Consider the following 13,715-nt stretch of genomic DNA (forward strand, 5'->3'; position numbering starts at 1 on the left):
GATAATGACTTGCTATTTATCATTAAATACTATGCTGTATAAGGAATCTCTGCATTTTAACTGTGCTATATACAAACGTACAAAAAGAATTGCACTAGCGATGAATATATAAATTATTTATCACTTTTATCGTATTAATTATTGCTCGGTAGTTTGACAACGTAGATTAAAAACTACTAGATAAAAATCTAATATTTTAAGACAAAAAAAAGCCAAATATGTCTTAATAGAGCCTAAACAAAAAATAAATTAAAATAGGTTATAGTACTTTACTAGCTAGCTTTAACGTCAAGAGAACTTCAATATGAAAGAGACAACCTTTACAGCCATGTCGCTAGTGTAAACGCATCTAAAGGCTAATAATCCTTTCATAGTAAAGGTTTGCGAGTTTTAGAATTTAGCCAATTTTTTCATCAAGATTCTTATCCAGCAAGGGTTTTAGAAATCCTGTGAGTTTTCCCTAATCAGTACTTTAGTTCTTTAATTGAAGGTAAACAAGATCCCAAATTTGAGAAAAAACTAAATTGCTGCTCGAATTAATAGTTTTTTCTTAACTCCTAGAGATTTTAAAAATCAGATTACACCTGTTTTAATTAATCATGTAAAATGAAATTACATTTATATTGTGAAAGGAAATAAAACTATGCCAAAAATAGTAGTTTTAAGTTTACACTATATTAGTGTAAAGGCATTGCAAGACGATCTAAGTCCTACAGAAGTATCTACTGTATGGGGAGGTTCCCCGTACATTTATATATCCAATAACAGTGACTCCGTAAATATAAATAGCACAGGTACAGGAGACATTAAACATGTAGGTACAGGTGGCTATAGCATTAATGATAGTAAGTTCAATACCATAGACTATTCAAGGTCAAATTACAATAATTTTGGTGTAATGTACGTAGGTTCGATGGGGCACTAAGGCAAACGCATTTAAGAGGATGTTTGAACAGTTATCTTTTCAGTATCAAAAGTTTTAGATACCTCTGAATCCCCCTTGCTAAGGGTGACTTTAATTCTGGTTACTCTCGCTTAAAAAGCTACGGTGTACATACAATTCTTTTAGAATTGCCCCAAAGGTTTTAGATCCCCCACCCCCCTTTTTAAGGGTGGTAATAAATGTTACAATCACCCTTTGTAAAGGGAGATTTAGGAGGATCACGCGATGTTTTGCTTCGTGTGTATAGATGTGTGTGTCTTGTAGCCTAAAAAGATTGATTAAGGGACATATAGTCACAGTTAAACGCTTTTCAATAAAATCCTGAACTACCAAATAGTCTAATGGCTAAAATAGTAATTTTTAACCTTTGTCTAGATGATGTAGAAACATTTTGCAATCCCCTATATCTAGTGCAATTAGATACTATATTTGGGGGAGTTGATAACGTCTACATTAAAAACTTTAGTGATAGTGTAAATATTGGAGTAAGTGGCTCAAGCACTACAAATGAAGGTGCAAATTCTTATAACTTCCGCGACAATAAGATTTACACTATAGACTATTCAAGATCGAACTATAATTGGCTTCTTGTCCTGATGCAACTATAAAGTTAGTAGCGTCGCTGCCTGTTCTTCTCAAACCATTACCTTCTAAGTTAATTAATTTGCAGAGCAAAAAATGGCTCATAAAATCGAGATTGAATCTATCATAGGGCGATCTCCATTTTACTTGAGGCGATCGCCTCAAGTAAAAAAGAGATAGAGTTAGTGTGGATGCTGTGGTGATTGAGTCTACAAATTTGAGCGTCGATGAGTCTCTGTTAATAGGTGAATCTTTCCTCTCCGCAGCGTTCAGACGACATCAGTCCAAATAATTTTCCTGAAAAACAACATGACTTTAAATTTGCATTTTTGGCACTGCTAGATATGTCTGACTTGGTGCGTTTGACTGTAGTACCAGCAATTGTCGAGGTTACACTGCTGGTATTTGGATTGTGATGTTAACCAGCAGGAATCGATGAATCACTCTCTGGTGGATTGTCTTGTGCTGGTGGAAACGGTTGTTCAGATGCGTTATCTTCTATGGTTTTAGATTCTACCTCTTTTGTCATACCATGCTGCTCTTGCCCTCTAAGCCCAAGATATGTTGCAGCACTGATTCCTTGTAGTGTCAAAAGTGTTTCATCAAATTCCGGCATTGCCAGATTTTTAATGACCTCCCAAACAAAGAAAAGTCCAATCGCAACTGTCCAAATAAATGTTTGGAAGCGGTGAAAGTTGACTCCATTAATATCCGATAATATATCATAGAAAAAACCTTCAGAAATGCGTTGACTACCTTTTCTCTTTTTCTCATTACCCTGACCATCAATTAAGGAAGTACCAAACGCAGTGATAGAATTGATTCCCAATAATATTAGTGATTGTTGAGTCAAAATATTAGTATAATCCCCTGTTATGCCATAGATAATCAGGTAAGAGCCAAAAATGATAAATGTCCAAAAAGCAAGTTGAGATATCGATAAACTGAACGGGTTTTTGTTTAGTTTTTTTCTACCAAGAAAAAATTGAGCAATTCGGGTTTTTCGATCTTCTTTTTCAAGTTCCGCCTTTTCTGGAATCAACAATTCTTGGCTACCAATCACCTCTTTTTTAGAGTAAACCCCTTCTATTCCAGGGCTACGAAGAGTGCTTCGGCAATATCTAATAAATATTAATATAATAGACAGCACTAGAAGCAGACACAGCCAAAATCGCCACGATAACAGAACTATTTTTAATTGAGGAGGTGATAGAGGATTGCTCACCGGAATCGCCAGTTTTCTGGGACAGCCTACCCCCGCTATTACGTTAATACTGTATCTATTTGTCTGGCTAAGAAGCGTATTCCATGCAGCTTGAGACGAATCGGTACGTTCAAGCCGAAAAGCTAACCAATTATCATCAACAATTTTTTGTTGATCTTTACCCGGAACCATGACGATGACTGGTTCTCCGTGAACATCCTCTAGTTCATAACCATCCAGGTACAACACTAATTGTCGAGGATCAAATGAATTGCTGGCATTAGCCGTTGTATTTTTGATTGCTGCTGATAATCCTTCAACTCTTACCCTGATGCGATCGCCCATCTTAACTAGATTACGACCATTGTCGGCAATGACTTGTTGAGTTTTCAGACCAGGAGGCACTGAACATATCTGAGGCGATGCAAAATTTACAGAAGGGCCATCTGAACTATTTTGAGCAATTACTACAAAGTTGATAGAAACAATCAACAGAAAGACCAACAGAAAAATAGCAGTAAATCTTTTAAGATTTTTATACATCGCTCGGTATTCCACCAACAGTGATTACTATGTCGGTAGTGTAACCATACTTGAGTCATTCCGTATATTAAAAAATTTGTCTGAAAAATAATACCTCCGCCAAAGAGAGGATCAAGAGAAAGGAACCGGCACCTTTGTCTTTTTGTGTGATTGCATAGCGGCAGTCACACACCATAAAAGGTATTTATTATTACTACTATGTAAGTAACTTCTTTGGATTAAGGGGAAAAGGTTTGAATTTACCCCTTCCCCAAGCGATATGTTGCCAAATTTAAATCGTCAATGTAAAACCCTTGAATGTCGCATCCAGAATATTATTACCTAGAAGCTTAACTTGAATTCCTCCAATGACTACCGCCATAACTGCCTCAGACACTTCACGTTCTTCAACTTGATTGTCAGGCTGCAAGTCAATAATTGCGATCTTGGACATATTTTTTGCTTAATATTTTATAAATTACAGCAAAATTTTCATCTAATTAACTAACAAGCTCATCAACCAAAAGTTATAAGTCCAATGTTTCCAAGTTTTTTAAATAGACATTAGTGTAATTCAAATATAAAGCTAAGGAAAGTCAAAATTATGGCTGGTAAATGCGGACTCACGCTAGGCAAATACGCACCTCTCCACAAAGGGCATCAATTGGTAATTGAAACTGCTTTAGCAGAGATGGATGAAGTGCTGGTGATGATTTATGAGTGTCCAGAGGTGACTGCGATTCCTTTAACCGTTCGAGCAAACTGGCTGCGGAAAATTTATCCCCAAATCCAGGTGATTGAAGCTTGGGATGGCCCAACTGAGGTTGGGGACACTCCTGAGATTAAGAAAATGCATGAAGATTACATCCTGAAACAACTGGAATCAAAAAAAATTACTCACTTTTACTGTAGTGAATTTTACGGCGAACACGTAAGCCAGGCACTAGGAGCAGTTAATCGACTTGTGGATTGCGATCGCAAAATTTTTCCAATTTCAGGAACGCAAGTCAGAACAGACACTTACGCATTGCGGGAGTATTTACATCCTGATGTATACCGCGATCTGATCGCTAACATTGTTTTTCTGGGCGCTCCTTCAACTGGTAAAACCACCATTGCATCACAATTAGCTAAAGAGTACAACACTGTATGGATGCCGGAGTACGGGCGCGAGTATTGGGAAAAAAATCAAATCAACAGACGACTTTCGCTCTTGCAACTTGTGGAGATTGCCAAAGGGCATTTAGAACGTGAAGAAGCCTTATTATTGCAAGCAAACCAGTACTTATTTACAGATACCAATGCCTTGACAACCTATCAATTCTCGTTGTGTTACCACAAAACTGTCGCCCTAGAGTTAGCAGAACTTGCCCATCAAGCCATATCGCGCTATGATTTAGTGTTTTTTTGCGATCTAGATATACCCTACGATGATACCTGGGATCGCTCTGGAGAAGCAAACCGTAGCATATTTCAAAAACAAATTGAGAGCGATTTAATTGTGAGAAAAATTCCATTTTTTCGCTTGTCTGGCGACCTCATGACACGTATTAGTATTGTTAAAAAAGTATTGTCTTGTTACCAGAAGTATACCAACTTAGGAGAGCTATTTTTCAATAAAATTATTTGATAAAGTGCATCAATATGCTGGAATTTTGGAGTGTAAATACTATAGCTTTCAATCTGATAGGATATCCCATGAGCTACATAGAACTCTTGGGAACGGTCTTTTATTTATGGTCGGCGTGGCTAATTTCTCAAAGAAAAATTCTGACTTGGCCTGTTGGGATAGTAAGTGTATTGCTATATATGGCACTTTTCTATCAAATCCGTTTGTATTCGGATTTTTTAGAACAAATCTACTATTTAGTTGTTAGTGTATATGGCTGGTGGCGATGGAGTACACCTGATTATGGTAAAGTTTTGCTGATTCGATATAGTCCACCGCGTAAAATTGTTTTGATTGCGGCAATCACAATAGCAATTTCGTTTGCAACGGGAGCTTTGATGAGTCAAATTCACCTATTACTCCCTGCAATATTTCTAGAAAAAGCTTCTTTTCCTTACTTAGATGCACTCACAACAATCATGAGTTTTACTGCTATGTGGCTCATGGTGCAAAAAAGGATTGAAAGCTGGTATTACTGGATCATCGTTGATGTTATTGGTATTTGGTTGTACTACGTTAAAGAAGTTAAACTTATTGCTTTTCTTTATGTAATTTTGCTATTTATAGCAATTAACGGTTCAATATCTTGGCTAAAGACAGCTAAAATACAGGATTAAAAACCCCTGTATATATTTTCTATTTCGTAGTGGCATGACACAGCTAAAATAGTCCATTAGATGTAGGTTGGGTTGAGCAACGCGAAACCCAACATTGATCGGATCGGTTAAGATAAGGAACGCTATTCATAGCCGTCTCTACAAAATACTGATTATTGTAGAGACGGCGATTTATCGCGTCTTTGTGATTTAGAATTTTCATCAAAAAACCTCAACCAAACCTACATTTTTTTTGCAACAATTTAGCCTCGCTACGCCACTATAAAAGTGTTCTTAAACAGCGTTAATTCTTTGCAAACCAGTGTAAATATTAAATCGTTCTCCGCGCAGAAATCCAATTAAGGTAATCCCGAATTCTTTGGCTACAGATACCGCCAAACTGCTGGGAGCAGAAACAGAACAAACAATGGGAACTCCAGCAGTTGTAGACTTTTGCAAAATCTCAAAACTAGAGCGTCCACTTACCAGCACAATACAATTATTTAAAGGTAATTCGTCACTGAGAAAAGCTGTACCAATCAATTTATCCAAAGCATTGTGTCGTCCAACATCCTCCCACAGATTTAACAAATTGCCTTGAGTATCGAAGATAGCCGCAGCGTGCAAACCTCCTGTAGCTGTGAAGATACCTTGAGCAGCCCGGAGCTTATCAGGTAGGCTGTATACGATCTCAGGTGTTACTGTCGGGCCAGAAGGAATCACTGGACATCCTCGCAGACGCAAAGCCTCAAGGCTAGCTTTACCACACACCCCACAGGCGCTACTAGTATAAAAATGACGCTCCAAAGGCTGTAAATCTGGAATCAACCCATCCCGCAATTCTACATTTACAATATTATGGCGTTGCTCACCATCTACTAATTCATCAACGCAGTAGCTTATACGTCGGATATCTTCTCTGCGGCTAACGACTCCTTCACTGTAGAGGAAACCAGCTGCTAGTTCAAAATCTGCACCAGGTGTCCGCATTGTTACAGCTACCGTCTTCTGGAAAGGAACAAGACGAATTTCTAAAGGTTCCTCAGTAGTGAGATGATCTAAACGAGGCCGTACTTGACCTTTTTCCACTACCCAAACAGTGGCTTTGGTTTTGCTTTTAGTTGGCATTGTCAAATTTATGTAAGAGTTGGTAAATCGAAATTTTGATACTAATCTGGGAATAGAGTAATGCTATTTGTATATCAGATGTCTCTTTGATTCTCACTAACTACTTTGTGCAGTCGATCTAAATCGGGTAGGTTTCTATTTAGGAAGTAAAATGAACCTAATATTTTTGACTTTCAGAAAAACTTTATTTGCAATAGTCTTTGTGATTTCCCTTGGTTTTGCAGGATATTTATTGAGTAATAACATTAGTCAAAGAGTAATTGAAAAATCTTTTGCTAAACAAGTCACATCTACCTCCATCGTTGGAAAAAGTTCTCAGTTACAGACACTTTTAAATGAGATAGTTGCAGAAGAAAAAATCCCTGGCGCAGTAATGTATATTTCTACACCTCAAGGTTCTTGGGTGGGAGCATCTGGTGTCAATAACTTGTCAACTAAAACTCCGATGAAACGCACAGATGGCTTTTCCATTGCCAGTATGAGTAAAACTTTTATGGCGGTGGTTGTGCTGAAATTAGTGGAGCAAAGGAAGATCGAATTAGATCGCGCGATCGCATCACTCCTCATATTGTCAACAGCGACAAAATTACAGTTCGTCAACTACTCAACCATACCAGTGGTGTTGCTGAATACCTGAATACAAAAGAGTTTATTCAAGCTACTGCCAAAAGAAGCCGATCACAGCCTTGGACAGCCAGAGAAGCTATGCAGTATATGTACCAGGAACAACCGCAGGCAAATCCTGGAGAAAAATTTATTTATACTGATTGCAACTACATTCTTTTAGAACTGATCGTTGAAAATCTAACTAGAGAAACTCTCGCACAAGCAATCCGCACTCAGATTTTAAAACCATTAGGATTAAAACACACCTTTACAGAATTGCGCGAACCGACAATTGGAGAAGTAGCTACAGGTTATAGCGATCGCAATAAGGATGGTAAGCTAGATAGCTACGCCGAAGTCAATGATGGCAACGGTTTAGGAGATGGTGGATTGATTTCAACAGCAGAGGATTTAGCCAAGTTTGCTAAAGCGTTATTTGTCAAAAAAAGCTTACTTTCCTCGAAGATGATGAAATAAATGCTGAAATTTAAAGATAATGGTGAAAGCTATAGTTATGGGTTAGGTGTAGAACGGTTCTCATCTCCTTTGGAAACAGCAATTGGCCATAGTGGTATAGCTTATGGTTTCACAACATTGCTGGCATATCTCCCCAATCAAAATACCACTATAGTAGTGCTGCTAAACGATCAGGGTGTTGATATTAAATCAATAGCTAGGACAGGTTTAGAGGTTATTAGTAATGAATAACAAGTAAGTTGGCACAATAAAATCAAACTATGTAATATTAATGAACTAGGCTAAAACCCTTATCGGGACTTAAACAAAAGAGGAGAGTAAAAAGGGTATAATGCAAAACTTGCATAGCTTTCACGTTGAAAAAAGCTCATGTTTCTTCATCAATTGTCACACCACAATGGATAGTTGACACTTATAGCTCAAGAAATTGGGTAGAAGTTTTTTATAGAGAAGCTCTCGTGTTAGTTAGGACTAAAAGAATATCAAGTCCGAGAGAAAATTAAAAAAAGTATATGCTCACATTTACTTGATTTGAATAACTATCTTGTGTAAGAAGGCAATAGGAAATAAGGCTTTTTGAGTTATACGGAGTTTTTTCACGCAATCAAATATGAGTCCTATAACACTATATTTATTTATCATTCAATACGGTTCAGTTAGCCATAAAAACTTTAAACTGTGTAAGTTGGCTTAAAGAACGGAACCCAACATTAAGAGTTAATTGTTGGGTTTCTTTGCTCAAGCCAACCTACGATTATCCTTAACCCAGGCGTATTTATTTATCATTTCAATAATTAATGTCCTAAAACCTCGGCTTTTGTCCAGCCGTACATATACTCCGCTCTCTCATTGTGCCCTTATGCTCTCTCTATAGGTATTTTTGTTTGAAGGCAACACGCGGTAAATTTACATCTAGTAGTCCACTAAACTAACTTTAATAGATGAATAACTTCCTAGTCAGGACTTTAATGATTGATTTGAACGCTAAAGTGCTTACTACGATCCTAGTAAACTTGGCTTGATAGACTCTATTTATGTTGTGCGATCGCGTTAGCTTTAGTACATAAGTTAAATTAATAAAAAAGCTTGTATTGATGAATCAAAGCGTAAGTGTTGCTCCCAGCCTAGAAGAACACACCCATGAAAATCCTGTTGTTACCAAACAACAGCTATTTACGAAGCAATTAATTGTCCTTGTCTTGGAAATGCTTCTGGCATTACCTCTGGGTTTACTCCTCGCCAAGTTCCAAATTGGCAGGATTGCCTGGATATTTGGCGGGATTGCTGCTGGTACAGTAGTTCTTCAAGGGTGTCGAATTTTTTATCAATATTATCCTCAACCTAACCGCACTGCTAGAAAAGTGGGAATGGCACTTGTAGGCTTAACTGTCGGCGCTTCCAATACCCACGGTAATCTAGCTAGTGTTGCTTCTGGTATTCCCATATTTATTTTTCTGACCTTGTTTCTGCTGCTAAGTGGAAGTTGTATTGGTTATATGTATGCCCGCCTCAGCAAAACTAACCTATTGACAGCAATGCTGGCTACTGTTCCTGGTGGTGTCGGAATTATGGCAGCGATCGCTGCCGATTACAATAAAAATGTCAGCTTAGTTGCCCTAGTTCAGGCGATTCGCGTCACTTCAGTAGTTGTTTTGATCCCCTTCATCGCTAAGACATCAGCTGGTAATTACTACCCGCAAACACTCCCAATCAACGCGGATTGGCTCAATCTCGATCCATCTCAACTAGAATTACTCTTGTTAATACTCCTAATCACTGCATTAGTAGTTTATCCAGCTATATTATTTAAAATTCCTGCCGGCGATTTCTTTGGTGCATTGTTAATTGGTATCGGGTTTAATCCTCTGCTACATTGGCTGCCTTTTGTGGGTGATATTAGTTTTAGTCCACCGCCTTTAATTAACTTATTGGGTCAAATGCTTCTGGGAATTACCATTGGTGAGTATTGGGGAGACAAACCCAACTTTCAGAAGCGGACTGTTGGCTATGCCTTGATGTCTGTAGGGATGACTCTCATCGCCGGAGCGATCGCTGCTATACTTGCGATGCAATTCACCTCTTGGGACTGGTTAACCTGTTTGCTAGTCACAGCACCAGGAGGATCGGCAGAAATGATCTTGGTTTCCCTGGCATTGAATCATAATGTTGAAATTGTCACAACTGGTCATTTAGTGCGACTAATTGCGATTAACAGTTCCCTACCTCTTTGGGTGTTTTTGTTTCGCCGTCTGGATGAGCAACTTTCTGAATCAGTTTAATTAATGAAGGTATTGGGTATTGGGTATTGGTACTGAGAGCAGTCATACTCCTTTGGAGAAGCACAGCATCCCGTAGGGAAGTATGGGGCATTAGTTTTTGACAAATGACAAATGACAAATGACAAAAATGCAACTTTAATGCTGGTTAGCTTATCCTTTTGTTATCCAAACACTAAGGATACTTTAGATGGTTGCTCAAATTCAAGAACTTGAAGCGCAGCACTGGGTTAAAACTCGTTCTTCCCTCGACCCTAGCGAATCCACTTTCCTGATTTGGAAAGGTAAGATTTATGCCTTTATCCCCGGCGAGAAAAGACAACTCCTGTTTAAAATGCTGGGATTGAGCGTTAGCCGATGTATTCCCACAGCAGAGGGTAGCTGGGATTTTACTTCTAGAGAACTGACTTACTACCTCAACCCAAAAACCGATGAAGTCTTACGCAAATGGGAGAATCCTTGGACAAACGAGACAGTTCCGGTAATCCACGTTGCCAATAATCCAGTGCAGGGTAAGTTTGAGGGAAATTTTCCTGCACAAGTAGATGGTGACAGCACAACCTTCGTTTTTGACATATTTCCCTATTACCCCAATCCCCTAGCAGACGATCCCAAATTTGCCGAATACAGCCCAAATCCAATTTATCAGGCGGCAGAATTGTTTAAATTGACTGTGCCAACCGCAGATTTATTCAACTCAGCGCTTCCCTCAGTTTCTGAACTCAAACTGAGTTGGGATCGGATTGGTCAATGGCTTCCCTGGATGAAAATGGGCGATCGCCCCGGTCAACTAATCTACAGTGCTGTTGGCAGCAAAGTCAATGGTTTAACAGAACTGCCCCCACTGCTGCAAGACGAAATTAATAACCGTATTCCTCTATATAAACAAGCCCCAAAAGCATTGATAGATGGGGAAGATATGACTTCCTGGTTGTACTTTCAAAAGCACTTTCAGTCTTATTTAGCTGGTGAAATCTTCCCGCTTACCCAAGCAGAAGAATTGTAAACTAGCTAGAAAGTTGGATGAACATGCGAAGAGAGATAATTTAAAATTTGACCATAGGCGCACAGCTAGCTGTGCGCCCCTACCAGTATCTATTATTTCTTTTTGTACCTTACCCATGCGGGAACCGCTATATCTGACTATATATATAGTTATTTTGCGATCGCTAATGAAATTGGAAATAGTATGGCTGTTCCCGAACCCCAACGAAAGCTTTTAGAGCAGATTCTCGCAAAGTTGAAGACAGATGACCGCTTGCTAGGTGTAGCCATCGGTGGTTCCTATTTGAGTAGAGAAATGGATGAGTACTCAGACCTCGATCTCATTATTGTTGTAGATGATGTTCATTATCAGCAAGTTTTAAAAGAGCGTCAGCTTTTAGCCAGCAGACTGGGAAAATTGCTGGCAGCTTTTACTGGTGAACACGTTGGCGAACCCAGATTATTAATCTGTCTGTATGACAGTCCTCTTGTACACGTCGATTTGAAGTTTTTGCTTTTAAAAGATTTTCAAACAGACCGCGTAGAAAATCCGATTATTCTATGGGAGCGGGGAAATCTACTAACCTTAGTTGTTTCAGAGAACCCGCGGGACTATCCACCCTTTGACCCACAGTGGATTGAAGACCGCTTTTGGGTGTGGGTACACTATGGTGCAACTAAATTAGGAAGAGGTGAACTTTTTGAAGTCATTGATTTTCTTTCTTTTCTGCGTGGGCAAGTTCTAGCCCCATTAGCTAAGGTGCAATCTGGGCTGCTTGCACGCGGTGTAAGAAATCTGGAAAGGGAAATTCCGTCTTACTTGAACGATTTTCGTCAGACTATTCCCGCTAAACATGATCAAGAAGAAATTGCGCGATCGCTTCAACATACCATTCGCTTGTACTGCCAGCTTCGCTCTACATTAACAATGCCAGAGTTAATTATCCGCTCTCAAGCAGAAGTTGCTTCCACAAAGTATTTAGAAAAAGTAATAAATGACTTCAAATAGCGCAAAACTCTAGGTTCCAATCTCCAACTGAGATGAAACCTCCTGCTTCCTACCTTGTCTTACGACACGCTGCACAATCTGCCTTCTTTAATCAAATTTCGCGTCTGAACCTGAACAATCAAATAGATGTAAACCTAACCGTTGGGAAAGTTCTTCACACACCTTCACCCCGCGCACACTATTACCACGCACATCTAGCAGGGGTGAAAAAACCCCAATACCCATCTTATTGGGTACAACCGCGATAATCCCACCACAAACTCCGCTTTTTGCCGGAAGACCAATTTTGTAAGCCCACTCACCTGCAAAGTTGTACATTCCGCAGGTGTACATCACACTCAGAATATCTTTGATGTAACGCTTATCTACCGCCTGTTCTTTGGTGATGGGGTTCATACCTTTGTTAGCTAGAGTAGCCGCCATCACTGCTAAGTCTTCGCAATTCACTATCACAGCACACTGCTGGAAATAAAGATCCAGCGACTCTTCAATATTCCGGTCAATCATGCCAAAGTTGAGCATCAGATGCGCCATTGCACGGTTGCGATGTCCGGTACTGCGTTCTGAGGTAAAAACTGAAATGTCAACGAACACGTCCCGGCCAATATATCGCTTGTACATATCCAGCATTCGGTTAAGACGTTCTGTTGGGCCAGAACCTTTGATTAAGCTAGTGGTTGCGATCGCACCAGCGTTTACCATTGGGTTATAAGGTCGCTTCGATTGCTCATCTAAAACGATCGCGTTAAATGCATCGCCTGTCGGTTCTACGCCAACTCTTGTTAAAACGTAATCCAGTCCATGATCTTCTAAGGCAAGTCCATAAGCAAATACTTTAGAAATCGACTGAATGGTAAAAAGTTGGTCGTAATCGCCAACTTTGTAAATCTGACCATCTACTGTGACAATGCAAATGCTGAACAAATCCGGGTTTACCTTTGCCAATTCTGGAATATATTTAGCTACTGCACCCTCTTGCAGGAACTTGTACTGAGAATGCAATTCCTGAAGAACAGCTAATAATGGCGATGAATCTATTTCTAAATCTCTCTGATTTACTTGGCTTGTCATCACGCTGATAGCACTCCCCAAAATACTCACTATATATAGTAGGGGTGCAGGCGTACATACTTACAGCCGCAAAGATTTTGAAAAAGCTAGCTTGCTCTAAAAAATCATCTTTGAACAATTACTTAGTACCAAAAATAGCTATTGTTCTTTTTGATACAACCAAAAATTGATTTATAAGCGATCGCGAAGATTTTCTAATTTTTTTATCATTAATCACAAAAAATATTAGGTTGAGTATCCTTCTTTATTTTATACTCAGTAATACGGTAATTAAAGGTAATATTAATCACTCATCTACGTTTACTTATGGGGAATAAAAGTCATGATTAATCTAAGTAGAAAAAACATCTTAAACTCAAACTAATTTGCATAATTATTGTAGATGTAACTCATATCACGACTTATTCATAGGGAAATCTAAATATTTAATTAAATAAACGATTTTAAGTATTTATGCCGATGCCATTTAATTAAAGTTATATTATCTTCTTATAGGAAATAGTGAAAATACATGTTATCTAGAATACACGAATAGTAATGAGCCTTTAGAACAGAAGTCAATAGGGTGTCGTCACTTTGGGGTGCAACAAGCGTAAAGTTTTTTTAAGAAATTTTTGAGTTGCAGAAAAAAGCGTTACATAGCCAAAG

11 protein-coding genes and 1 pseudogene are annotated in these 13,715 nt (G+C 38.7%); 8 read left to right on the top strand and 4 right to left on the bottom strand.

Features of this window, described 5'->3' with window-relative positions; genetic code table 11:
- The first annotated feature begins 1,770 nt into the window (after positions 1–1,770).
- Positions 1,771–1,941, top strand: coding sequence for a hypothetical protein (locus G1O98_RS19250; RefSeq protein WP_163930642.1), 171 nt, complete (start codon positions 1,771–1,773; stop codon positions 1,939–1,941).
- A gap of 2 nt (positions 1,942–1,943) precedes the next feature.
- Here G1O98_RS19250 and G1O98_RS19255 read toward each other — a convergent pair whose 3' ends face one another.
- Together G1O98_RS19255 and G1O98_RS19260 are read right to left on the bottom strand one after the other, a co-directional pair.
- Positions 1,944–3,272: a hypothetical protein gene (locus tag G1O98_RS19255; protein WP_163930644.1), complete on the bottom strand. Its 1,329-nt coding sequence runs from the start codon at positions 3,270–3,272 to the stop codon at positions 1,944–1,946.
- Between the two features lie 271 nt (positions 3,273–3,543).
- Positions 3,544–3,705 carry a hypothetical protein gene (locus tag G1O98_RS19260; protein ID WP_163930646.1) on the bottom strand — a complete coding sequence of 54 codons (162 nt, stop codon included), beginning with the start codon at positions 3,703–3,705 and terminating at the stop codon, positions 3,544–3,546.
- Between the two features lie 150 nt (positions 3,706–3,855).
- Here G1O98_RS19260 and G1O98_RS19265 point away from each other — a divergent pair, with 150 nt between their 5' ends.
- Together G1O98_RS19265 and pnuC are read left to right on the top strand one after the other, a co-directional pair.
- Positions 3,856–4,881 (top strand): AAA family ATPase, encoded by a 1,026-nt coding sequence (locus tag G1O98_RS19265; protein WP_163930647.1) that lies wholly within the window; start codon positions 3,856–3,858, stop codon positions 4,879–4,881.
- A 68-nt stretch (positions 4,882–4,949) separates the two neighbouring features.
- The gene (pnuC, locus tag G1O98_RS19270) at positions 4,950–5,537 is read left to right on the top strand and encodes a nicotinamide riboside transporter PnuC (protein ID WP_163930649.1); all 588 of its coding nucleotides are present in this window, start codon (positions 4,950–4,952) and stop codon (positions 5,535–5,537) included.
- A gap of 273 nt (positions 5,538–5,810) precedes the next feature.
- Here pnuC and fdhD read toward each other — a convergent pair whose 3' ends face one another.
- Positions 5,811–6,644, bottom strand: coding sequence for a formate dehydrogenase accessory sulfurtransferase FdhD (gene fdhD / locus G1O98_RS19275; RefSeq protein ID WP_163930651.1), 834 nt, complete (start codon positions 6,642–6,644; stop codon positions 5,811–5,813).
- Positions 6,645–6,795: 151 nt separating this feature from the next.
- On the opposite strand from fdhD, the gene G1O98_RS40765 reads away from it, so the two are divergent.
- From G1O98_RS40765 to G1O98_RS19305, 5 genes and pseudogenes are all read left to right on the top strand, one after another.
- The gene (locus G1O98_RS40765; protein WP_163930653.1) at positions 6,796–7,281 is read left to right on the top strand and encodes a serine hydrolase domain-containing protein; all 486 of its coding nucleotides are present in this window, start codon (positions 6,796–6,798) and stop codon (positions 7,279–7,281) included.
- A pseudogene (locus G1O98_RS40065) lies at positions 7,230–7,958 on the top strand (serine hydrolase domain-containing protein). Before G1O98_RS40765 ends, G1O98_RS40065 begins: the two are co-directional and overlap by 52 nt.
- An 863-nt stretch (positions 7,959–8,821) precedes the next feature.
- Positions 8,822–10,006 (top strand): AbrB family transcriptional regulator, encoded by a 1,185-nt coding sequence (locus tag G1O98_RS19295; RefSeq protein WP_163930657.1) that lies wholly within the window; start codon positions 8,822–8,824, stop codon positions 10,004–10,006.
- A gap of 187 nt (positions 10,007–10,193) precedes the next feature.
- Positions 10,194–11,009: a DUF1838 domain-containing protein gene (locus tag G1O98_RS19300; RefSeq protein WP_163930659.1), complete on the top strand. Its 816-nt coding sequence runs from the start codon at positions 10,194–10,196 to the stop codon at positions 11,007–11,009.
- A gap of 102 nt (positions 11,010–11,111) precedes the next feature.
- Positions 11,112–11,996 (top strand): nucleotidyltransferase domain-containing protein, encoded by an 885-nt coding sequence (locus G1O98_RS19305; RefSeq protein WP_202985803.1) that lies wholly within the window; start codon positions 11,112–11,114, stop codon positions 11,994–11,996.
- 87 nt (positions 11,997–12,083) lie between these two features.
- Here G1O98_RS19305 and glsA read toward each other — a convergent pair whose 3' ends face one another.
- Complete coding sequence (glsA, locus tag G1O98_RS19310) at positions 12,084–13,067, bottom strand: glutaminase A (protein WP_163930661.1); 984 nt, start codon at positions 13,065–13,067, stop codon at positions 12,084–12,086.
- Positions 13,068–13,715: the final 648 nt, after the last annotated feature.

Origin of the sequence: Nostoc sp. UIC 10630, from assembly GCF_010747425.1 — a bacterium.
GTDB lineage: Bacteria > Cyanobacteriota > Cyanobacteriia > Cyanobacteriales > Nostocaceae > Nostoc.